At 71.2% G+C, this 20,208-nt stretch carries 18 protein-coding genes and 5 tRNA genes; 12 read left to right on the top strand and 11 right to left on the bottom strand.

What is annotated here, in order from left to right:
* Nucleotides 1-106: 106 nt before the first annotated feature.
* Nucleotides 107-1,255 carry a dihydrofolate reductase family protein gene (locus ACFSL4_RS32060; RefSeq protein WP_381090796.1) on the bottom strand — a complete coding sequence of 383 codons (1,149 nt, stop codon included), beginning with the start codon at nucleotides 1,253-1,255 and terminating at the stop codon, nucleotides 107-109.
* Between the two features lie 111 nt (nucleotides 1,256-1,366).
* Here ACFSL4_RS32060 and ACFSL4_RS32065 point away from each other — a divergent pair, with 111 nt between their 5' ends.
* A complete protein-coding gene (locus tag ACFSL4_RS32065) occupies nucleotides 1,367-1,909 on the top strand; it encodes a MarR family winged helix-turn-helix transcriptional regulator (RefSeq protein ID WP_381090799.1) in 543 nt (180 codons plus the stop codon).
* 125 nt (nucleotides 1,910-2,034) lie between these two features.
* Nucleotides 2,035-2,718 carry a GTP cyclohydrolase II gene (locus ACFSL4_RS32070; protein ID WP_381090802.1) on the top strand — a complete coding sequence of 228 codons (684 nt, stop codon included), beginning with the start codon at nucleotides 2,035-2,037 and terminating at the stop codon, nucleotides 2,716-2,718.
* 512 nt (nucleotides 2,719-3,230) lie between these two features.
* On the opposite strand, the gene ACFSL4_RS32075 is transcribed toward ACFSL4_RS32070, so the two are convergent.
* Genes ACFSL4_RS32075 through ACFSL4_RS32085 form a run of 3 tightly spaced genes read right to left on the bottom strand, consistent with a single transcriptional unit; the run spans nucleotide 3,231 to nucleotide 4,873 of the window.
* On the bottom strand, nucleotides 3,231-4,082 hold the full coding sequence (locus ACFSL4_RS32075; protein WP_381090805.1) for a helix-turn-helix domain-containing protein: 852 nt from the start codon (nucleotides 4,080-4,082) through the stop codon (nucleotides 3,231-3,233).
* A gap of 25 nt (nucleotides 4,083-4,107) precedes the next feature.
* Entirely contained in the window at nucleotides 4,108-4,635 is a 528-nt protein-coding gene (locus ACFSL4_RS32080) for a DUF6879 family protein (protein ID WP_381090808.1), read from the bottom strand.
* Nucleotides 4,607-4,873 (bottom strand): hypothetical protein, encoded by a 267-nt coding sequence (locus ACFSL4_RS32085; RefSeq protein WP_381090811.1) that lies wholly within the window; start codon nucleotides 4,871-4,873, stop codon nucleotides 4,607-4,609. The genes ACFSL4_RS32080 and ACFSL4_RS32085 overlap by 29 nt, the downstream gene beginning before the upstream one ends.
* 229 nt (nucleotides 4,874-5,102) lie before the next feature.
* On the opposite strand from ACFSL4_RS32085, the gene ACFSL4_RS32090 reads away from it, so the two are divergent.
* On the top strand, nucleotides 5,103-5,279 hold the full coding sequence (locus tag ACFSL4_RS32090; RefSeq protein WP_381090814.1) for a hypothetical protein: 177 nt from the start codon (nucleotides 5,103-5,105) through the stop codon (nucleotides 5,277-5,279).
* Nucleotides 5,276-5,770, top strand: coding sequence for a DUF6415 family natural product biosynthesis protein (locus ACFSL4_RS32095; protein WP_381090817.1), 495 nt, complete (start codon nucleotides 5,276-5,278; stop codon nucleotides 5,768-5,770). The genes ACFSL4_RS32090 and ACFSL4_RS32095 overlap by 4 nt, the downstream gene beginning before the upstream one ends.
* Nucleotides 5,771-5,869: 99 nt before the next feature.
* Here ACFSL4_RS32095 and ACFSL4_RS32100 read toward each other — a convergent pair.
* The 4 genes from ACFSL4_RS32100 to ACFSL4_RS32115 form a co-directional block, all read right to left on the bottom strand.
* Nucleotides 5,870-5,942, bottom strand: a tRNA-Lys gene (locus ACFSL4_RS32100).
* 208 nt (nucleotides 5,943-6,150) lie between these two features.
* Complete coding sequence (locus ACFSL4_RS32105) at nucleotides 6,151-8,508, bottom strand: DEAD/DEAH box helicase (RefSeq protein ID WP_381090820.1); 2,358 nt, start codon at nucleotides 8,506-8,508, stop codon at nucleotides 6,151-6,153.
* 254 nt (nucleotides 8,509-8,762) lie between these two features.
* A complete protein-coding gene (locus ACFSL4_RS32110) occupies nucleotides 8,763-9,341 on the bottom strand; it encodes a hypothetical protein (protein WP_381090823.1) in 579 nt (192 codons plus the stop codon).
* 146 nt (nucleotides 9,342-9,487) lie between these two features.
* A complete protein-coding gene (locus ACFSL4_RS32115; protein ID WP_381090826.1) occupies nucleotides 9,488-9,838 on the bottom strand; it encodes a metallopeptidase family protein in 351 nt (116 codons plus the stop codon).
* Nucleotides 9,839-9,923: 85 nt separating this feature from the next.
* Here ACFSL4_RS32115 and ACFSL4_RS32120 point away from each other — a divergent pair, with 85 nt between their 5' ends.
* The 4 genes from ACFSL4_RS32120 to ACFSL4_RS32135 all read left to right on the top strand — a co-directional run bounded on the left by ACFSL4_RS32120 (nucleotide 9,924) and on the right by ACFSL4_RS32135 (nucleotide 11,876).
* A complete protein-coding gene (locus tag ACFSL4_RS32120; RefSeq protein ID WP_381090829.1) occupies nucleotides 9,924-11,513 on the top strand; it encodes a metallophosphoesterase family protein in 1,590 nt (529 codons plus the stop codon).
* Between the two features lie 80 nt (nucleotides 11,514-11,593).
* Nucleotides 11,594-11,666, top strand: a tRNA-Glu gene (locus tag ACFSL4_RS32125).
* Nucleotides 11,667-11,703: 37 nt separating this feature from the next.
* Nucleotides 11,704-11,778, top strand: a tRNA-Asp gene (locus tag ACFSL4_RS32130).
* Nucleotides 11,779-11,802: 24 nt separating this feature from the next.
* Nucleotides 11,803-11,876 (top strand) — tRNA-Phe (locus ACFSL4_RS32135).
* Nucleotides 11,877-11,974: 98 nt separating this feature from the next.
* On the opposite strand, the gene ACFSL4_RS32140 is transcribed toward ACFSL4_RS32135, so the two are convergent.
* Nucleotides 11,975-12,196: a tyrosine-type recombinase/integrase gene (locus ACFSL4_RS32140; protein ID WP_381090832.1), complete on the bottom strand. Its 222-nt coding sequence runs from the start codon at nucleotides 12,194-12,196 to the stop codon at nucleotides 11,975-11,977.
* 427 nt (nucleotides 12,197-12,623) lie between these two features.
* Nucleotides 12,624-12,818: a hypothetical protein gene (locus ACFSL4_RS32145; protein WP_381090835.1), complete on the bottom strand. Its 195-nt coding sequence runs from the start codon at nucleotides 12,816-12,818 to the stop codon at nucleotides 12,624-12,626.
* A 351-nt stretch (nucleotides 12,819-13,169) separates the two neighbouring features.
* Here ACFSL4_RS32145 and ACFSL4_RS32150 point away from each other — a divergent pair, with 351 nt between their 5' ends.
* Nucleotides 13,170-13,796, top strand: a complete 627-nt coding sequence (locus ACFSL4_RS32150) for a hypothetical protein (RefSeq protein ID WP_381090838.1) — start codon at nucleotides 13,170-13,172, stop codon at nucleotides 13,794-13,796.
* A gap of 180 nt (nucleotides 13,797-13,976) precedes the next feature.
* On the opposite strand, the gene ACFSL4_RS32155 is transcribed toward ACFSL4_RS32150, so the two are convergent.
* Nucleotides 13,977-14,438 (bottom strand): hypothetical protein, encoded by a 462-nt coding sequence (locus ACFSL4_RS32155; protein ID WP_381090841.1) that lies wholly within the window; start codon nucleotides 14,436-14,438, stop codon nucleotides 13,977-13,979.
* 723 nt (nucleotides 14,439-15,161) lie between these two features.
* Between ACFSL4_RS32155 and hrpA the strand changes: the two genes are divergently transcribed.
* The 3 genes from hrpA (at nucleotide 15,162) to ACFSL4_RS32170 (ending at nucleotide 20,004) form a co-directional block, all read left to right on the top strand.
* Nucleotides 15,162-19,181 (top strand): ATP-dependent RNA helicase HrpA, encoded by a 4,020-nt coding sequence (gene hrpA, locus ACFSL4_RS32160; RefSeq protein WP_381090844.1) that lies wholly within the window; start codon nucleotides 15,162-15,164, stop codon nucleotides 19,179-19,181.
* A gap of 117 nt (nucleotides 19,182-19,298) precedes the next feature.
* A tRNA-Asp gene (locus ACFSL4_RS32165) sits at nucleotides 19,299-19,373 on the top strand.
* A gap of 436 nt (nucleotides 19,374-19,809) precedes the next feature.
* Nucleotides 19,810-20,004 (top strand): DUF6274 family protein, encoded by a 195-nt coding sequence (locus tag ACFSL4_RS32170; RefSeq protein ID WP_381090847.1) that lies wholly within the window; start codon nucleotides 19,810-19,812, stop codon nucleotides 20,002-20,004.
* Nucleotides 20,005-20,208: the final 204 nt, after the last annotated feature.

Consider the following 20,208-nt stretch of genomic DNA (forward strand, 5'->3'; position numbering starts at 1 on the left):
ACCAGCGTTTTCCGGCCGCCCACGGCCCCGGCGCGGCCCCGGCGCGGCGCCGCGTCGGCCATGGCGGCCGTGGCGGAGGTGGGGGTGGGGATGTGGTCCCCGGGCGTCACGTGCGGGTGGCCGGGGGCAGCAGATGGGCGTTGGGGGCCTTCGCCAGGTCCTCGTACTCCGGCAGCACCACCACGTCCACCCCCTGTGCAGCCAGCAGCGCGTTCCCGTCCGCGGACGCCACGAAGGTGTCCGGTTCACGCCAGGCGGTGACCACCCGTCGCACCCCGGCGTCGATGATCAGCCGGGCGCACGGCGCGGGCCGGGAGGCGCGGCGGGCGCACGGCTCCAGGCTGCTGTAGACCGTGGCGGCGGCCAGCCGGGGGTCCGCCGGGTCGAGCTTGGCCAGCGCCGCCTCCTCCGCGTGGACCACGGCGTCGCCGCCCTCCCGGGAGTGCGCCCGTGCCAGTTCCGTGCCGTCGGCCGCGACGATCACCGCGCCCACACTGAAGGCCGTCCGGGACGGCGGGCACTGCGCCGCCAGCTCACAGGCGGCCTCCAGCCACCGCCGGTCCGCGGCAAAGGCCAGCCGCCCGGTCCCGGGTGCCGTGGGCACGTAGCGCATCAGGACCACGTCACCGACCACCCGTGCCTCGACCAGCCGCATCCGCCCCGGGGGATAGGCTCCCGGCCCGAACATCCGCGGCGCGCCGGCCTCCCCCACGAACAGCGGCGCGACCGCGAGCTGCAGTTCGTCCGCGAGCCCCTGCCGCAGCAGCTGAGTGTGCACCTGCCCGCCGCCCTCGACCATCAGCCGCCGCACGCCCTTGACGTCCCCGAGGTGGCCGAGCACATCCCGCCACTGCATGTCCGGCCCGAGCGCCACCACTTCCACGCCGGCCGGCAGCCGCCCGCGCAGCCGCTCGGCGCCCTTGTCGGTCGAGTAGACGGTCTTCGCCCCGCCGGTGTGCCAGAAGAGGGCCTCCGGGTCGAGGTCCCCGGACACGCTGACGGTGACCTTCAGCGGGTACTCCGGCAGCCCCGCGGCGACCCGGGCCGCGCGCCGCCGCGCGGAGTTGACCAGCAGCCGCGGGTTGTCGGTGCGCACGGTGCCCGCGCCGACGAGGATGGCGTCGCTGCCCGCCCGGACCTCGTCGACCCGGTCGAAGTCCTCCGGCCCGGACAGCAGGAGCCGCTCGGGCCCGGTGTCGTCCAGGAAGCCGTCGAGGGAGACGGCGGCGGACAACAGGACGTAGGGGTGGGCCATGAGGTGCGCTCCAGTGGTCGGGATTCGCTGCGCCGGGACACAGCAGTCTGATCCGATGCGCCTCGGCGTGCACGCTTGGTTCAACTTTTAAACAATAACTAGACTGCGGTCATGACGACCCGCTGGCTCACCCGCGAGGAACAGCGCGCCTGGCGCTCGTACCTCGCCGCGTCGTGGCTCCTGGAGGACGCGATCGACCGGCACCTCCAGCAGGAGGCCGGCATGCCCCACCTGTACTACTCCGTCCTGGCCAACCTCTCCGACGCGCCCGGCCACCGGATGCGGATGACCGACCTCGCCGAGAGCCTGAAGATCACCCGCAGCCGGCTGACGTACGCCGTCACCCGCCTGGATCGGGACGGCACGGTCCGCCGGGAGGGCTGCCCGACCGACCGGCGGGGCAGCATCGCGGTCCTGACGGACGCGGGGAGGGCACTGCTGGAGCGTGCGGCGCCGGGTCATGTCGACACGGTCCGCGCGGCCGTCTTCGACCACCTGTCGCCGGAGCAGGTGGCCCAGTTGGAGGCCATCTGCGACCGGATCACGGAGGTGCTCCAGGGAGACGAGGGGCACTCGCCATGCGGCGCGCCGCCCTGGCGCCGGCGTTCGTCGAGGGCGCAACTCCCACAAAGTCCCCCCAAATCAATTGCTTGAACTTTAAAGCAGGGTTACTGTCTCCGACCATGCTTGTGCTTCAAATCTGAAGCACAACGGCGCATCCGACGCAGCGGAAGCGCATACCGGAACCGCGACCCGGCGGCCGGAGAAGGGTGACAGACATGCGCGAGCCCGGCGACGCGGCGGCATCCGATGCCGCAGCCGACAGCAGCCACTCGACCGGCCTCCCCACCGCCACGGTCCGCACCCGCGTGACCGTCCCGTTCCGCTTCGGCGACGGCTACACGGTCACCGGAGACCTGGTCACCTTCCACGGCCTCGCCGACGGTCAGGAGCACGTGGCCATGGTCCTCGGCGCACCCGAGGGCAGGCCGCCGCTGGTACGCCTGCACTCCGAGTGCCTGACCGGCGACATCTTCGGCTCGGCACGCTGCGACTGCGGACCCCAGCTGCGCGAGGCGGTCGAGCGCATCGCCGAGCACGGCGGCGTGCTGCTCTACCTCCGCCAGGAGGGCCGCAGCATCGGCCTCTACAACAAACTCGACGCCTACGCCCTCCAGGACCGGGGCCTGGACACCTACGAGGCGAACACCGCGCTCGGCCTGCCCGAGGACGCCCGCGACTACACGGCCGCCGGACAGATGCTCCGCGCCCTCGGCATCGACGCCCTGGACCTGCTCTCCAACAACCCCGACAAGGCGGCCCAGCTCCGCGCCCTGGGCCTCACGGTCACCGACCGCGTCCCCACGGGCGTCTTCACCACCGCGCACAACGTCCGCTACCTGCGCGCGAAGGTGATCCACACGCAGCACACGCTGCCGCTCACGAAGCTGACGGCCGGTTAGGACCCGGCCGGCCCCGTGGGCGAGCGAGCGCGTCCACGCGGTCCGCGCCACGGCCACTCCTCTCGCCGGCCTCCCGAACCGGCTCTCACCCCCTGGTCACAGGGCATACGCCGAGCAAGCCGCTGAGCCTGCACCAGAGCACCGAGCCGGAGGCGGGCAACGGCGTCGTCCACCGCTACGCCACCGCGTTGGGGCCCAGCCCCCGCATGCGCTTCGACCTCCTTCCCGGCGACTTCGTACAGCAGGCGGTGCGCGAGGGCGGCAACACGGTCTGCAACGGAGGCTTCCGCCGTACCTTCATCCACGTCCACGGCATGGCCCGCTCCACCGCCTTCGCCCGCAAGACCCCGAGGACCTCGCGCCCGCGCCCGCACCGCAGCCTGCGCCCCGAACTGCCGGAAATCCTCGACATCCCGGCGTCGACTGCGCCAACGAGGCGTTCGGCCCGGGGCAGGTTCGGAAGCGGCGCTGCGGCAGCCGGCCGTCGGGCAGCCGCGTTGCGCCGCCCCCAATCAGCGCAGCGCGTCGATGGCCTTCACGATCAGGGCGCGCGCCTCCGCGCCGTACACGGCCAGGGCTCGCAGCTGCTCGAACGCCTTCAGGTACTCGGCCACCTCGGACGGCTGGCCGACGGTCACGCGGGCCGTCAACAGCTCTATCGCGACAAGGCTGTCGTCATAGACGTGGAATGCCTCCAGGGGCCGAATGGGCCGCTCCGGCAGACCGGAGGGGATGACGCCCAACGACACCGCCGGCAGCGCACCCACCGTCAACAGATGCCCGAGCTGCGCGGCCATCGCCTCGGAGTCGCCCATCCGGTAGTACAGCGCCGCCTCCTCGACGAGCAGCACGAACCGGCGGCCGGGTTCGTGGATGACCCGGGAACGCTGCAGGCGAGCGGCGGCGGCCTCGGCCGAGTCGTCCGGCGCACCGTGGAAGGCCGCGATGGTGTGCAGCAGCGCCGCCGCGTAGCCCTCGGTCTGCACCAGGCCGGGAACGATCCTCGACGAGTAGATGCGGAACAGGCGGGTCTTCCTGAACAGGTCTGCGTAGGACTCCTGCACCTGGCGCAGCCCGGTACGGATCTTGCGGCGCCATTCGGTGTACATGGACTCGGCGTTGCGGGATGCGGCAACCAGGTCGGCCGCCTGGTCGCCGGCATCGCATGCCTCGCACCAGGCCCGGATGTCGGCGACGGAGGGCGAGGTGCGGGCGTTCTCGATGCGGGAGGTCTTGGCGTAGTGCCAGCCGCACCGCTGGGCCAGTTGGACCACTGTCAGCCCGGCGTCCTGCCGCAGCTCTCTCAGACGCCTTCCTACGGTCTCTCGCGCGGCCTGCGCCGACGTCGACGGTGATGCGGGCATGAGGTGGCCTGTCCCGGTGCGTGAATCAGTGGATCTCGTACTCGCTGTGCGGAATTGCCCGCCTCCACACCGCCTCGAACGCAGATGTGCACAGCTTCACAGTGGCCGGGTCCTCGTCGAGGGCATGTCCCACGAGGTCGCCCTCGCCACTGAAGAACCCGAAGCGGACCAGCTTGCCGTCGAACAGCCAGAAGTCGTTGCCCGGCAGGGCGATGTCCGAGGCGCACCGGCGCGGAAGCCAGCGGACCTGCTCCCCGGCCGCGAGGTTGACCGGGGTACCGGCGTACTCGTACCGGATGTAGTCGGTGACCGGCTCCGAGACGATCCGGGCCCGGCGCACGACCACGCCGCGGTCCACGGTTCGCCGTACCGCGTTCGTCCACTGCCTCCAGTAGTCCGCCTCCGGGTCGTCAGGACGCTCGCCGGTCCTCAGCCAGCGCTGAAACTCGCTGGTCTCTCTGGAAACGACGTAGGCGTCCCGCATCTCCAGGTGCACCGCGGAGTGCCGGGTGGCATCGAGCAGTTCACCGATCGGTGGAACGTTCGAGGTCATCGCATGCCTTCCTGATGAGGTGCACCATGCGTGCGGGAATCCGGATGATCGTCTCGTGGGGCGGGACACCAGAAGCGTGCCCAGGAGCCGTGCCGGCCTCGCCGTAGATGCGCGCCTCCTCGTCCGGTGTGGCGGTCCAGCCCTGGAAGAGGAGTTCCTGCTTGTCTGTGTCGATCCACACCGTCGGACTGTCGCCGGTCTCGGTGTCGGGGTCGATCCCAACGAACTGTAGTGGCACGTCAGCCTCCCGCGATCGCTCTGTGCAGCTGTGTGCATGACCGTTTCGCCAGCCCGCCATGCCGTCAAGAGCGCGAAGCGGCCAGAGCCGGTGGCGCCCGAACTCGCGCGCAAAACCCTGCACATGTGTGGCGGACGGAAGCCGTCAGTTCCTAGCGTCGGGTGTTACGCAAAGAGCCCCGCGACAGCGTCCGGGGGCGTGGCCAACGCTGCGAAGGAGCGTCGACACCGTGCAACCGACCGTCCCGGCAGAACCCGGTGCCGAAATGACCATCCGCGTCTACCGGGTGGGCCGGGACGGCTCGGTCACGCAGGACGGCGGCACCGTGATGAGCCTGCCGCACGGCTGCGAGCCCCCGCTGGAGCCTTGCGCTCTCCCCCGCCGCCACGAGGGCGAGCACCGGTGACGGGCACCGTGGAGGCCGCCGGCAGCACCGTGCCGCTGGACGTCGACACGATGCGCGCCACGGCACGCCGCCTGATCGCCGAGAGCACCGACCCGCCCACGACCGGCGAGACGGCGCCCACCGAACTGCTGCGCGGTCACATGGCACTGCTCATGCCCGAGGTGGAGCGGCTGGCCGCGCGCCTGCCGAAGGACAGCATCCCCCGCTACTGCGCGCTCGCCTGTCTGGGAGAGGCCCGCCAGAAACTCGCCGCCGAACCGAGCCCCGCGCCCGGCGGCGCCATCACCTATGCCCGGCGCCTGGCCCGCTCGCTGAACGCCCTCGTCGACCACTACGAGACGCTCACCGGCGTCACGATGTGCCTCGCCTGCGACCAGCCGATCCGCGACGGCGACGAGTCTCGGCCCTACGACCACGTCAGCCCATCCGGTGTCGCCGCCGGGTCAGGCCGCATCCACGCCCGCTGCGCCGGCACCGTGCGCCGCCGCTGAAGAGCCTTCGGCTGGGCTTCGGCTGGGCCGACGGTCACCGAACCCTCGAAAACGGCGGAGCCCCCAGCTCCGAGTGCTTCTGAGCTGGGGGCTCTTGCGTAGGCCCTGTGGGACTCGAACCCACAACCAATGGATTAAAAGTCCACTGCTCTGCCAATTGAGCTAAGGGCCCTGGCGATGGTGCCTCCCCGAGCATAGCCGGAGGAAGGCGGGACGCCGATCGGGTATCGGTGTCCCGGCCACACCAACGGCCGAGATCCTGCGAATGGGCCCACGCCCGGGGCCGCATGCCTGGCGCCGTGGCCCCGGTTCCGCGGGGGCCACGGCGCTCGTGCCCGTGGATGCCGTGCTGCCGGCTGAGCCGCCCGCCCGGCCCCGCGTCAGCCGTTGCGCTTCCAGCGCGGCTTGTCCTCGCGGCGGCCGAACGTACCCGTGCCGCGGTGGTCGTCACGGCGGCCGTAGGGGCGGTCGTGGGTGGCGCTGGGGGTCCCCCCGCTCGAGCGAAGCCGAGAGTGGGGGAGGAAGCCGGGGCGGTCGCCCTGGCGGTCGCGGTTGAACGGGCGGTCGCTGCCCCGGTGCCCGCCGCGCTCGTCGCGCCGCTCGAAGGGCCGCCGCTCGCCGTCACGGCGGAAACCGCCACGGTCGTCACGCCGCTCGAACGACCTCCGCTCGCCGTCACGACGGTCGCGGTCGAAGGGACGACGGTCACGGTCGCGGTCGCGGTCGCGGTCGCGGTCGCGGTCGCGGTCGAAACGACGGTCGCGGTCGCCGTCACGGCGGAAGCCACCACGGTCGTCACGCCGCTCGGACGAACGCCCGCCACGATCGCGGTCACCGTCCCGGCGCTCGAAGCCACGGTCGCCACGGTCGCGGTCGAAGGGACGACGGTCGCGGTCACGGTCGCCGTCACGGCGGAAACCGCCACGGTCGTCACGCCGCTCGAACGAACGCCCGCCACGATCGCGGTCACCGTCCCGGCGCTCGAAGCCACGGTCGCCACGGTCGCGGTCGAAGGGACGACGGTCACGGTCGCGGTCACGGTCGCGGTCGCGGTCGCGGTCGCGGTCGCGGTCGCGGTCGAAACGACGGTCGCGGTCGAAACCGCCCCGCTCGTCACGGCGCTCACGGCGCTCGTACGACCACGATCCGGCCGTACGCTCCTCGCGCTCGCCCCGGCCGGCCCGCTCCGCCCGTCCGGCGTCCCGCGCCGTCGGCTGCTCCGGCAGGGACACCTCGGGGGCCGGCGCCGCGTCCGCGGCGGGGTCCTCGTGGACCGTTTCGACGGCGGCGGAAGCCGCGGCGACCGCCGCCTCCGGGTCCTCGCCACGCTCCCGCGCGGCCCGCGCGGTCAACCGGTCGGCCTCCCCGCGCAGTTCGGCGGCGCGCCGCGTGGCCCGCTCCAACTGCTCGGTGAGCTCGGCGACTTCGCGTTCGGCCTGCTGTGCGGCGTTCCCGGCGGACTCGGCCTGCACCTCCGTCATGGAGCGGGCACCGGTGATGTCGGCGACCTCGGGGTCGAACGCGGCCCCGCCCTGGATGATGTGGCGCGAGGCGTCCACGCCCGCGTCCTCCATCAGCCGGAAGATCTGCCGCCGCTGGTGCGGCAGGGCGAGGGAGACGACCGTGCCCGTACGGCCCGCACGAGCCGTACGCCCGGCGCGGTGCAGATAGTCCTTGTGGTCCCCGGCGGGGTCCACGTTGAGCACGAGGTCGATCCCGTCGACGTGGATGCCGCGCGCCGCGACGTCGGTCGCGACGAGCACGCTGACGTAGCCCTCCTTGAAGTCGGCCAGCGTCCGGGTACGCGCGCCCTGGGTCATGCCGCCGTGCAGCGCGTCCGCCCGCACACCGGCGTCGCGCAGCTGCTCGGCGACGCGGTCCGCGCCGAGCTGCGTGCGGACGAAGACGATGGTGCGTCCCTTGCGGGAGGCGATGGCGGCGGTGACCGGCGCCTTGTCCTTCGGCTTCACGATGAGGATGTGGTGCGACATGGTCGTCACGGCCCCCTGGGCCGCGTCCACCTCGTGGCTCACCGGCGCGTTCAGGTACCGGTCGACGAGCGTCCGGATCTCGTTCTCCATGGTGGCGGAGAAGAGCATCCGCTGGCCGCCGGCCGGGACCTGGTCGAGCAGTTCGGTGACCTCGGGCAGGAAGCCCAGGTCGGACATCTGGTCGGCCTCGTCGAGCACGGCGATCTGCACGTCCTCCAGGGAGCAGGCGCCACGGTTGATGATGTCGCGCAGCCGGCCCGGCGTGGCGACCAGGACGTCCACCCCGCGCTCGAGGGCGTAGATCTGGTTGCCCATGGACGTGCCGCCGCAGACGACCTTCATCTTCAGCCCGAGCACGTCGCCGTAGGGCTGCAGCGCGTCCGCGACCTGCATGGCCAGCTCGCGGGTCGGCGTGAGGATCACGGCCCGCGGCCTCTTCTTCTCGGTGTGGCCGCCGGCCAGCGTGGCCAGGGTCGGCAGGCCGAAGGACAGCGTCTTGCCGGACCCGGTCCGGCCGCGGCCGAGGATGTCCTTGCCGGCCAGGGCGTCCGGGATGGTCGCGGCCTGGATCGGGAAGGGGACGGTCACACCGTTCTGTGCGAGCTTGCGGACGACGCCCTCGGGCAGTCCGAGATCGGCGAAGGTGACCTGGGGAGCGGTGTCGGCCGCCTCGGTTCCGGCCTCGGCGGCCTCGGCGGCCTCCGTGGTCTCGGTCAGGACAAGGTGCTCACTACTGACGACAGACATGCGAAATGCGAACCTTCCGGAGTTCACGGCACGCGCCCAGACATCCGTGAAGTCGCAATCGACCGCCTCGATGCGGTCCGGCCACGGCAAGGGAGAGTACGCGCCACACGCGGCGCGTCTTTACCGGCGCCGGGCAAATGGGATCAAACGATCTACCACCATACGCACCCGCCCCCGCCCAGCGCAAACCGAGCCCTCCCCCGGCGGGTGACCCTCACCACAGGACGCCCCGCGGAGGGCGCCCGGCCCGTCCGTCAGCCGGAGGCGGGACGCCCGAGCCACCGGCGGCCGCGGACCGGCTCCCCCGCCCGGGGGGCCGGCACCCGCGTGCCCAGCATCTGCGCGGCCTGCTCATGGGCGGAGGACGACGGCTCCGCGGTCGTCGGGGGCGGCGACGGGGGATCCGGCACCTGCGTCGGCGAGGGATCCGCCGACGTCTGCGTGGGGGTCGGCTCCTGATCCGTGGGCGCGGGCGGCGGCACCACACCGCCGCCCCCCGGGCCGCCCTGCGCCGTCCCCCTGCCCGTCGGCCGGCCCTTCCCGTCCTTGGCACCGCGCCCGGACGCCGACGCGGACGCGGACGGCGACCCGGAGGCCCCGGACCCCGACTCGTCCGGCCTGGATGAGCCCCCCTTGGGCTTCGCGCCGTCCCGGTCCCCGATGCCGCGCCCGCCCATCCCCGGCGTCCCGCCCCGCGCGGCCCCGCCGTGCCGGCCCGCCGAGTGGGACGGGGAAGGGCTGCCCGCGTCGTCCCCCACGCTCATGCAGCCGACGGCCGCGGTGACGGCCATGACCGTGGCGGCCAGACGGACGGGTACGTTGCAGGCGCGCACGGGCAGCCACCTCCGATGGGGCTCTCCCGCCGGGGCGCGGCCGAGAGCTGGGGGAAGGTCCGGGAAGTCCCCCTGCCCAACTCCCGCCGTCCGTGCGAGGACACGCGCCCCGCACGGAGAACGTCAGGCGAATCCGCAGACAGAGGTCACCCGTATCCGAGCGCGTGCAGCCGGGCATCGTCGATCCCGAAGTGATGCGCGATCTCGTGCACCACCGTCACCTCGGTCTCGGACACCACGTCCTCGCGCGTCTCGCACATCCGCAGGGTCGGCCCCCGGTAGATCGTGATGCGGTCCGGCAGCACCCCTGCGTACCACTCCCCGCGGTCCGTCAGCGGGGTGCCTTCGTACAGTCCGAGCAGCTCGGAGTCGCCGGCGGGCGGTTCGTCCTCGACGAACACCGCAACGTTGTCCATCAGCCGCGTCAGCTCCGGCGGGATCCGGTCGAGCGCCTCGGCGACCAGTTCCTCGAACTCCTCGCGCGTCATCTCCAGCACAGGCCCATTGTCCGCTACGACGCCCTCGGAGGAGACCCGCGAACCGTCCCGCATACCGAGCGCCGCACCTGGGCATATGGGACCAATGGCCCGCGTCCCCGCCACAGCTCTGCACCGCATACGAAGGGCGTCAGGCACGTTCGCCCGGCGTTACCGATCACTCCGTCCCCACCCGGCCGCCGAACTCGTCCCGCAGCCCCACCCCTGGCTCCGGGCCCTGGGCATGGTCACCGTCGTGATCCTGGGCGGCTGGCTCGGCCTGCTGATCGTGGGTGACGTGCGCGTCCCGGTGGGTCCCATGAACACGACCATGACCCTGCGTCCCTCCCTCACCGGCGGCACGAAGATCAACGTGTCGCCGCTCGGCGCCCTGGAGCTGAACAGCCACAAGGCCCCCGTCCGCCTCGACGTCAACGTCGACCAGCTCGACCCGGTCCGCGCCCAGGCCCTGGTCGACCACCCCGAGCGGATCTCCGGCCTCCAGCGGGAGATCACCCAAGACGTCGAGCACGGCACGCTGGACCTCGCCGCGCGCTCCTGTGTGGCGGTGGTCTCGGGCGCCACGGCCCTGGGACTGGCCGTCTACCGCCGCCCCCGCCGGGCCGTCGCCGCGGGCGGCCTGGCGCTCACCCTCCTCGCCGCCTCCGGAGCGACCGCGTACGCCACCTGGAACCCGAAGTCGGTCCTGGAGCCGAAGTTCTCCGGGCTGCTCTCCTCCGCCCCGTCCCTGGTCGGCAACGCGCGCAGCATCGTCACGGAATTCGACGTCTACCAGAAGGAGTTGGCGCGACTGGTGACGAACGTGGCGAAGCTGTACGACGTCACGTCCACCCTTCCCGCGTACCAACCCGACCCGACGACGATCCGGGTCCTGCACGTCTCCGACATCCACCTCAACCCGGCGAGCTGGAAGATCATCGCCTCCCTGGTGCGCCAGTACGACGTCAACGTGATCGTCGACTCGGGCGACACCATGGACCACGGCTCGGCTGCGGAGAACGGCTTCCTGGACCCCGTCGCGAACCTCGGCGCGCCGTACGTCTGGGTCCGCGGCAACCACGACTCCCGCACCACCCAGCGCTACCTGGAGCACATCGGGAACGTCCGCGTCCTGGACGACGGCAGGGCGATCACGGTCGCGGGCCTGCGCTTCGCCGGGATCGGCGATCCGCAGTTCACTCCGGACCGCTCGGTCGCCCCGGGCGGCGAACGCGCGGAGGAGCTGGCGGGCGCGCGCCTGGCCTCCTCCCTGCGCGACCAGAGGGCCGCCGGGACGCCCGTCGACATCGCCGTCGCCCATGAGCCGACGGCCGCCCGCCAGACGGACGGCGAGGTACCGCTGGTCCTGGCCGGGCACCTGCACCACGAGGACATGGAGGTCATGAAGTACGGCACCCGGCTGCGCCTTGAGGGATCGACGGGCGGCAGCGGACTGCGCGCGGTCGAGGGCAGCTACCCGGCCCCGATCGAGGCGTCGATCCTCTACCTGGACCGGGGCACCCGCCGGCTCCAGGCGTGGGACGAGATCAGGCTCGGCGGCCTCGGCCGGACGACCGCGGAGGTGACCCGCCACCTGCCCGAGGAGAACCAGCCGGGCGCCAGCCCCGCCCCGGGCGCCGGACCCCCGACCGGCCCGGCCCGTACCCGCGCGACCCCCTCGCCGAGCACCCCGTAAACCGTTTTGGCGAACCCTCCCCCCATCCCATATGCTTCTCACGTCCCCGACGCGCTGAGAAGCGCCCAGGCGGGCCGATAGCCCTCATCGTCTAGCGGCCTAGGACGCCGCCCTTTCAAGGCGGTAGCACGGGTTCGAATCCCGTTGGGGGCACGCACAATCGTGTGCGACACTGTCGTACGCAATGCTTGGTCCTGTGGAGCAGTTTGGAGTGCTCGCCACCCTGTCAAGGTGGAGGCCGCGGGTTCAAATCCCGTCAGGACCGCTGGGGTTTCCCATGAAGCCCCGTGGCTGGGTAGCTCAGTTGGTACGAGCGTCCGCCTGAAAAGCGGAAGGTCGCCGGTTCGACCCCGGCCCCAGCCACAACGCTGAACAGCGAAAAGACCCCCGTCGGGACTCCGGCGGGGGTCTTTCGTTGCCGTCCTGACGGCAGTACGACGGCAGTGGGTCTCAGATCGGCCCTACTGGAAGAGCTTGCTGAGCTGCGTCAACGCCTTCCGCTTCTCCTCCGCCGACGCGTGGGCGTACACGCCGAGGGTGACCTGAAGATCGCTATGACCGGCGATCTCCCGCACGATGTGCGGCGCGGCCCCGAGGTCCAGGAGCAGCGTGGCGGTCGAGTGTCGGAGGTCGTGGGTGCGCCGTGAGGCGCAGTGGTTCGAGTGGAGGTGAGAGACCTTCACCGCTGATCCCGTCGCAGCGGGACGGTGGAGCTGAGGGCAGCCTGAACCGGGTGGTGCCGGGGAGGGTGGGAGCAGCCCTGACAACGCCGGGACGTGCCAGTACTGCCAGATGGTGCGGGTCCGGCAAGCGGGACGGAGAGGAGTACGCGAGGAACCGGCGTGTGACACCCCCTTTATGCGACACCGGCTCGAATCTGGCGGATCTGGGCCGGGAGCGGCGCGCACCCGTCGAGCGTGTGGGCGGGGAACTCCCGAGGCGGTGGGCATGAGCTGCCAGGGAGGCTGCGAGGAAGGACTGCGGCGTACTCGCAACGATGCCGCAGGGGCATAGTCGGGCTCCTACTTCGACGAGCGAATCACTGTGAACACGGGAACCGTCCCGGGCCTGCCCCAAGCCCGCGCGTCCGGCGCGGGGGCCGGGCTGGGCTCACCGACCGCCGATCGGCCTGGGACGGGGCGGAGCCGCCGTAGTACTCCGAGCCGGGGAAAGCCCGCGCACATGGGACGGGCTCTCGCCCTTCTCCAGGTCCACGGCGTCCCAGCGCAGGCCGAGCTGCTCGCCCTTGCGGAGCCCCATCGTCAGGGCAAGGAGGTACAGCGCGTAGAGGCGATCCCCCTTCACCGTGGCCAGCAGCTCACGGGCCGAGGCCGCCCGGCGCGCTTCCCGGCTCCGCTGCGGGCGCCGCTCCTGCCTCCGGCCCGCTCCGCCCGCACTGCGCCGACGCGCGCCCGCAGGTGGATAGGGTCGGGGACCATGAGCCGATCACTGCATAGAGCGGCCCACGGTCGAGGCAACGCCTTCGGCGGGGATCGGCCGGCACCGGGAGGAGGGGACTCCGTTCCCGGCTGCGGGTCCGTGGCGGCGTGCGCGGGGTGCTCCCATCCCGTCCGCCATCGACCCCGGGCAGAGCCGAGCGGGCGCGGCCCACGGCGTCCAGGTCGTTCGTACAGTGGCGCGCTCCACCCAAACGCCGTGAACCACGCCCGCTCCACGGTGTGCCGGTCGACGGCGGACGGGATGGGAGCCGGGGTGAGTGGTGGGAAGGGCGGCAAGGAACAGGCCCTCCGCTGTCACTCGTCCCGAGCCGTTCCGCTGACCGAGCTGCGACCGGGCACGGCCACCGGATCAAAGTTGACCGAGAAAGCGGTGCTTCCTCTTGTCTCACCACGGATACCGTTCCGAACTGCCGTCACGCTCGGGGGGAACATGACCGTCACCAAGCTTCTGAGACCCGCCCTCGCCGCCACGCTCCTGGCCTCAGTCACCGCCTGCGGCGCGTCGTCCGTGCCGGATGTCTCGGCAAGCACCACGACCGGCTCGGGGTCCGCCGAGACGCGTCGTTCGGCAGACCCTGAGCCGGTCGCCGCCATCATGCCCGATGTCATCGGCGGCAACGCCGGGCGCGCGTCCGAGCAGATGAGCCCCAAACTCGACATGATCTTCAAGGACGCGAGCGGACAGGGCCGTCCGGTGGACGCCCCGGCCGAGTGGAAGATCTGCAACTCCCAGCCGGGCCCGAACCAGCAGATCACCGATTTCCCGGTGATCTTCGAGGTGGTGAAGGTTTCGGAGAGCTGCAAGGACACAGCGCCGAAGTGAGATGTCCGAGGACGCCAGCGTCCCACCACGGTCTTCCGTGCCGGGCATCGCTGGACTGGTGCAACGACCGACGACGGCAGAAGCCCACGGGCCCTGAACTGGTCAGCGCCGTGGGCTTCTTCAGTCGTGCTGGTCGGCGGGAGGGCTGATCAGCAGACCGGCAATTTTCCACCGTGCGCGTCAGGGGAGTTTGTAGGTGACCACGACGCGGGCCGGCGAGCGGAAGTTGTCGTTGACCGTGGGAGAGCGCTCGACCATGACGTTGACGCTGGAACCGGTGGCGCTTGTGGAGTGGTAGATCCAGACGGGGCCCCGCAGGGGGGAGCCGCACAGACCGTCCGGGAGATCGATCTCATCGTCGGCGACCGCTTTACTGCCGTACTTCTCGTCGAACAGGGGCTCGCCGTCCGGGAGGATGCCCGCGCGGTGGAGGTAGTCCGGTATCTGGCCGCTCATGAAGGTGACCTCAGCGCTGCCGTTCCGGGTGAAGTAGTGGATGTCGTGGGCACCGGCTGGGATCGATGCGCCCCCGGCTCGGATCACGCCCGGCAACTGCATGTCGCTTCCCTCGCATGCTCGGACGTCGCCGAACGGGTGGAACAGTTCATCCCGGAACAGCCAGACGATCCCTCCGGCTGGCATTGCCAGGACGATCACGACGACCCCCAGGCACGACAGCATGCGCCACGGCCCGGTCCCGCTGTCGGGCGCACCGCTCGCGTTCTCTGGGAACGGCGTCCCTCCCGGCTCCTCGTCCACCCGGTCCCCGCGCCTGGTCTCCGAACCGGCTCTCCAGGAATCACTCACCAACGCCCCCTCGGTCTGCCCTGCGCGCGGGCATCCGGAGGATACGCCAGTGATCAACCGGCCAGGGCGGCGAAGGTGGAGACGGCAGGCGGGTGCGCGTGGAGCCGTCGGATACCGCGGGCGGAGAGAGCAGCGGTTGCAAGGCGAGCCGCATCAGATAGAAGTTTCACGTTGAGGAAGAAGACCGCATTCGGAACGCAGGGTGAACGCGGCAACGCTCGTCAAGACCGCATGGAGCGGCTGGCACCAACGGCTGACGCCAACAGGCGCGAACAGCGGCGGTCGGCGTCGGACCTCACCTGGAAGGCGGAAGGTCGCCGGTTCGGCCCCGGCCCCAGCCACCGCCTCGAAGGCCTCGCCCCTCCGGGACGGGGCTTTCGTTGTGATCGGGCCCTCGACGGCCGAGCCGCGAGCCACTCGCGCACCCCCGGCACCACGGCATCCGGACGGCCGCTGAGCCGGCGCGGGACGGGGGTGGCGCGCACCACACCCGGGGCCGAACCGCCGCGGGCAAATCGTTAGCCACGCATTTCACCGAGGTGAGATCCTGGACCGCGTATGTCTACGCATCCTGCCCCCGCTCTCGGCACCCTCGCCACCCGCCTGACCGAGCTGTCCCTGCGCGACGCGCACCGCCTCGGCCGCAGGCTCGAAGGCGCGCGCAAGATCCGCAAGCCCGAGGCCCGGGCCGCCGTACTCGCCGAGATCGAGGCGGAGGTCGCCAAGGCCGAGGACAGGATCGCCGCGCGCACCGCCCGTGTGCCCTCCGTCACCTACCCGGAGCAGCTTCCCGTCAGCCAGAAGAGGGACGAGATCGCCGACGCCATACGCGACCACCAGGTCGTGATCGTGGCCGGCGAGACCGGCTCCGGCAAGACCACGCAGATCCCCAAGATCTGCCTGGAGCAAGGCCGCGGTGTCCGCGGCATGATCGGCCACACCCAGCCCCGCCGCATCGCCGCCCGCACCGTCGCCGAACGCGTCGCCGAGGAGCTCGACACCCCGCTCGGTGAGGCCGTCGGCTGGAAGGTCCGCTTCACCGACCAGGTGAACCAGGACGCCACCTTCATCAAGCTCATGACGGACGGCATCCTGCTCGCCGAGATCCAGACGGACCGCGAGCTGCGCGCCTACGACACGATCATCATCGACGAGGCCCACGAGCGGTCCCTCAACATCGACTTCCTGCTCGGTTACCTCGCCCAGCTGCTGCCCCGGCGCCCGGACCTCAAAGTCGTCATCACCTCGGCGACCATCGACCCGGAGCGCTTCTCACGCCACTTCGGCGACGCGCCGATCATCGAGGTCAGCGGCCGCACGTATCCGGTGGAGGTCCGCTACCGCCCCCTCCTCGAAGAGGCTGTGTCCGATTCGGGGGGCGAGGACCCCGACCGCGACCAGATCACGGCGATCACGGACGCCGTGGAGGAGCTGATGGCCGAGGGCCGGGGCGACATCCTGGTCTTCCTCTCCGGAGAACGCGAGATCCGCGACACCGCGGACGCGCTCAGCAGGAGGCAGGACACCCGCGCCGGAGGCGCCCGTTGGCAGGGCACGGAGATCCTTCCGCTGTACGCCCGGCTCTCCCACGCCGAGCAGCACCGCGTCTTCCAGCCGCACTCGGGCCGCAGGATCGTGCTGGCCACCAACGTGGCGGAGACCTCGCTCACCGTTCCGGGCATCAAGTACGTCATCGACCCCGGCTTCGCCCGCATCTCCCGCTACAGCCACCGCACCAAGGTCCAGCGCCTGCCCATCGAACCGGTCTCGCAGGCGAGCGCCAACCAGCGCAAGGGCCGCTGCGGCCGCACCAGCGACGGCATCTGCATCCGCCTGTACTCGGAAGAGGACTTCACCGCCCGCCCCGAGTTCACCGACGCCGAGATCCTCCGCACCAATCTCGCCTCCGTCATCCTCCAGATGACCGCGGCCGGCCTCGGCGACATCGAGAAGTTCCCCTTCATCGACCCGCCGGACCACCGCAACATCCGCGACGGCGTCCAGCTCCTGCAGGAACTGGGCGCGCTGGACCCGGCCCAGAAGGACCCGCGCAAGCGCCTGACCGACACCGGCCGCAAGCTCGCCCAGCTGCCGGTCGACCCCCGGCTCGCGCGCATGGTCCTGGAGGCGGACCGCAACGGCTGCGTCCGCGAGGTCATGGTGATCGCCGCCGCGTTGTCCATCCAGGACCCGCGCGAGCGCCCCGCCGACAAGCAGACCCAGGCCGACCAGCTGCACGCCCGCTTCAAGGACGAGTCCAGCGACTTCCTCGCCTACCTCAACCTGTGGCGCTACATCCGCGAGCAGCAGAAGGAGCGGGGCTCGTCGTCGTTCCGCCGGATGTGCAAGCAGGAGTTCCTGAACTTCCTGCGCATCCGCGAATGGCAGGACATCTACGCGCAGCTGCGGACCGTCGCCAAGCAGATGGGCATCCACCTCAACGAGCAGGACGCCCCGGCCGACCGCATCCACGTCTCACTCCTCGCCGGCCTGCTGTCGCACATCGGGATGAAGGACGTGAAGGAGTCCAGGGACTCCGGCCCCGGCGCGCGCAGGGACGGCGGCGGACGGGGCGAGTACCTCGGCGCCCGCAACGCCAAGTTTGCGATCTTCCCCGGCTCGGTCCTCTTCAAGAAGCCCCCGCGCTTCGTGATGTCCGCCGAACTCGTCGAGACCTCCCGGCTCTGGGCCCGGGTCAACGCGAAGATCGAGCCGGAGTGGGTGGAGCCGCTCGCCGGGCACCTCCTCAAGCGGACGTACAGCGAACCGCACTGGGAGAAGGACCAGGCGGCCGTGATGGCGTACGAGAAGGTCACGCTGTACGGCGTCCCGATCGTCGCCCAGCGGAAGGTGAACTACGGCCGCATCGACCCGGAGACGAGCCGCGAGCTGTTCATCCGCAACGCGCTCGTCGAGGGCGACTGGCGCACCCACCACAAGTTCTTCGCCGACAACCGCAGGCTCCTGACCGAGGTCGAGGAGCTGGAGCACCGCGCCCGGCGCCGCGACATCCTGGTCGACGACGAGACGCTGTTCGACTTCTACGACCAGCGGGTGCCCGAGCACGTCGTGTCGGGTGCGCACTTCGACTCCTGGTGGAAGCGCAAGCGGCAGGAGCAGCCCGACCATCTCGACTTCGAGCGCGAGATGCTCATCAACGAGAAGGCGGGAGCGGTCACCAAGGACGACTACCCCGACACCTGGCGCCAGGGCCGCCTCAAGTTCAAGGTCACCTACCAGTTCGAACCGGGCGCGGACGCGGACGGCGTGACCGTCCACATCCCTCTGCAGGTCCTCAACCAGGTCACGGACGAGGGCTTCGACTGGCAGATCCCGGGCCTGCGGGAGGAGCTGGTCACTGAGCTGATCCGCTCCCTGCCCAAGCCGATCCGCCGCAACTACGTCCCGGCGCCCAACTACGCGACGGCGTTCCTGGAGAAGTCGGTCCCCCTTCAGGAGCCGCTGGCCGTGACCATGGCCCGGGAGCTGAGGCGCATGGTCGGCGTGCCGTTCGGGCCGGAGGACTTCGACTGGTCCAAGGTCCCCGACCACCTCAAGATCACTTTCCGGATCGTGGACGAACGGCGCCGCAGGCTCGCCGAGGACAAGGACATCGAGGCGCTGAAGCTGCGGCTGAGGCCGAAGGCGCGCAAGGCCCTCTCGCAGGCCGCGGCGGCCACCGCCGAGCGGCGGGGCGGGCAGTCCCTGGAGCGTACGGGCCTCACGGACTGGACGATCGGCTCGCTCACCCGCGTCTTCGAGACCCGGCGCGCCGGCCAGCCGGTCAAGGCGTACCCGGCGCTGGTAGACGACGGCGACACCGTCTCCGTACGCCTCTTCGACACGGAGGAGGAGCAGGCACAGGCGATGTGGAAGGGCACACGGCGGCTGATCCTGCGGAACATCCCGGTGAACCCGGCGAAGTTCGCGTCCGAGAAGCTGACGAACGCCCAGAAGCTCGCCCTCTCCGCGAGCCCGCACGGCTCGATCCAGGCCCTGTTCGACGACTGCGCGACGGCGGCCGCGGACAAGCTGATCGGGGACCTGGGTGGACCGGCCTGGGACGAGGAGTCGTACCGGAAGCTGTACGACAGGGTGCGCGCGGAGATCGTCGACACGACGGTCCGCACGGTCGGGCAGGTGCAGCAGGTGCTGGCCGCGTGGCAGGCGTGCGAGCGCCGTCTGAAGGCGGTACGGAGCCCGGCACTGCTGCCGAACCTGGCGGACGTACGGGCGCAGCTTGACGCCCTCGTGAAGCCCGGCTTCGTCACGGAGGCGGGCGTACGGCGACTGCCGGACCTGATGCGCTATCTGGTCGCCGCCGACCGCCGTCTGCAGCAGATGCCGACGAACGTCCAGCGGGACACGACGCGCATGGCGAAGGTGCACGAGATGCGGGACGAATACGCGTGGCTGCTGGAGCAGCTGCCGCAGGGACGGCCCGTTCCCGCGCCGGTGCTGGACATCCGCTGGATGATCGAGGAGCTGCGCGTCAGCTACTTCGCGCACGCGCTGGGCACCGCCTACCCGGTCTCCGACAAGCGCATCGTGAAGGCGATCGACGCCGCGGTTCCGTGACGGCCCGTTCACGCCGGGTGAGTTCGACCAGGCGCTCACCCTCCTGTACAGTCTCTTCTCGCAGCGCATCGCACGCAGTGCCGGTCATCGGGTCCGCGGGCGGGCGCGGCGACACCAGGTCCTGTGGAGCAGTTTGGAGTGCTCGCCACCCTGTCAAGGTGGAGGCCGCGGGTTCAAATCCCGTCAGGACCGCCCCAAAGGAGCCCCTCGTCCTCGCGACGCGGGGCTTTTCGCATACGCCGGCACCCGGCATCGAACACCACCCGGCGGCGCCGGACGGCGGCCGGGCACCGCGATCCGCTCGGCCCCTCGAACACAGCACGCGCCTTTGGCGATCCGGACCGGCCGAAGGCGCGGGCCGGGTCCCGGGTCCCGGCGCCGCACGGCCGCCGCACGCCGGCACACGCGCCGCACACCGGCACACGCGCCGGGCGGCGGCGCCGGCCGTCCCACAACCGGTGTCCCCCTGGACGCCGCCCGCACCAGCGGCCCCGTCAAGACCCCCTCGCCGGGGCGAGCCGGGGCCCGGCCCGGTGGCGTATGCGTTTCGGGGCGTCTTGACGGCGTCACATTCCGCCGGTACCCCGTAATTCAGGGCAGCGACTGTCCGGTCCCGGGGAGGTGGCGTATGGCGGCGTCCGCTCGGCACGAGACGCGTGCTCTGCTCCGTGCCCATCTGTCGGCCGCTTCCGGGTACCGACATCTGACCCGGCACTGTCCGGTCTGCCGCCAGCTCCTGCGTCTGGCCATGGAGCCTTCCCAGCAGCCCGGCGAGGAGCGCGCCGAGACGCCCTCCGAGGACGACAGTCCCTCCGCCGCGTGACGTAGCGGTCCGGAAGGTTCGCACCGCCTCCGGGTGGGCACTCGTGGACGTACGTCCGCCCAACACCCGCCCCGCACCGGCGTGTTCCTCTAGCAAAGGCCCCGCTCGCCCAACAAGCATCCTGCGGTGTGACGGGTGTCACCATAGAAGTTTCGAAGAGTGCCTCACTTACCGCCCCCCTACAACCAGTCAATTTAATATGTG

The sequence above is a fragment of the Streptomyces caeni genome, assembly GCF_042678285.1.
Lineage (GTDB): Bacteria > Actinomycetota > Actinomycetes > Streptomycetales > Streptomycetaceae > Streptomyces > Streptomyces caeni.

Excerpts from the sequence above, each read along its gene's own strand:
- ACFSL4_RS32155 (WP_381090841.1), bottom strand. The coding sequence starts at position 14,438 with ATGCCAGCCGGAGGGATCGTCTGGCTGTTCCGGGATGAACTGTTCCAC.
- ACFSL4_RS32080 (WP_381090808.1), bottom strand. The coding sequence starts at position 4,635 with ATGACCTCGAACGTTCCACCGATCGGTGAACTGCTCGATGCCACCCGG.
- ACFSL4_RS32170 (WP_381090847.1), top strand. The coding sequence starts at position 19,810 with ATGGCGGCGTCCGCTCGGCACGAGACGCGTGCTCTGCTCCGTGCCCAT.
- ACFSL4_RS32070 (WP_381090802.1), top strand. The coding sequence starts at position 2,035 with ATGCGCGAGCCCGGCGACGCGGCGGCATCCGATGCCGCAGCCGACAGC.
- hrpA (WP_381090844.1), top strand. The coding sequence starts at position 15,162 with ATGTCTACGCATCCTGCCCCCGCTCTCGGCACCCTCGCCACCCGCCTG.
- ACFSL4_RS32060 (WP_381090796.1), bottom strand. The coding sequence starts at position 1,255 with ATGGCCCACCCCTACGTCCTGTTGTCCGCCGCCGTCTCCCTCGACGGC.
- ACFSL4_RS32120 (WP_381090829.1), top strand. The coding sequence starts at position 9,924 with ATGGCCCGCGTCCCCGCCACAGCTCTGCACCGCATACGAAGGGCGTCA.
- ACFSL4_RS32075 (WP_381090805.1), bottom strand. The coding sequence starts at position 4,082 with ATGCCCGCATCACCGTCGACGTCGGCGCAGGCCGCGCGAGAGACCGTA.
- ACFSL4_RS32065 (WP_381090799.1), top strand. The coding sequence starts at position 1,367 with ATGACGACCCGCTGGCTCACCCGCGAGGAACAGCGCGCCTGGCGCTCG.
- ACFSL4_RS32105 (WP_381090820.1), bottom strand. The coding sequence starts at position 8,508 with ATGTCTGTCGTCAGTAGTGAGCACCTTGTCCTGACCGAGACCACGGAG.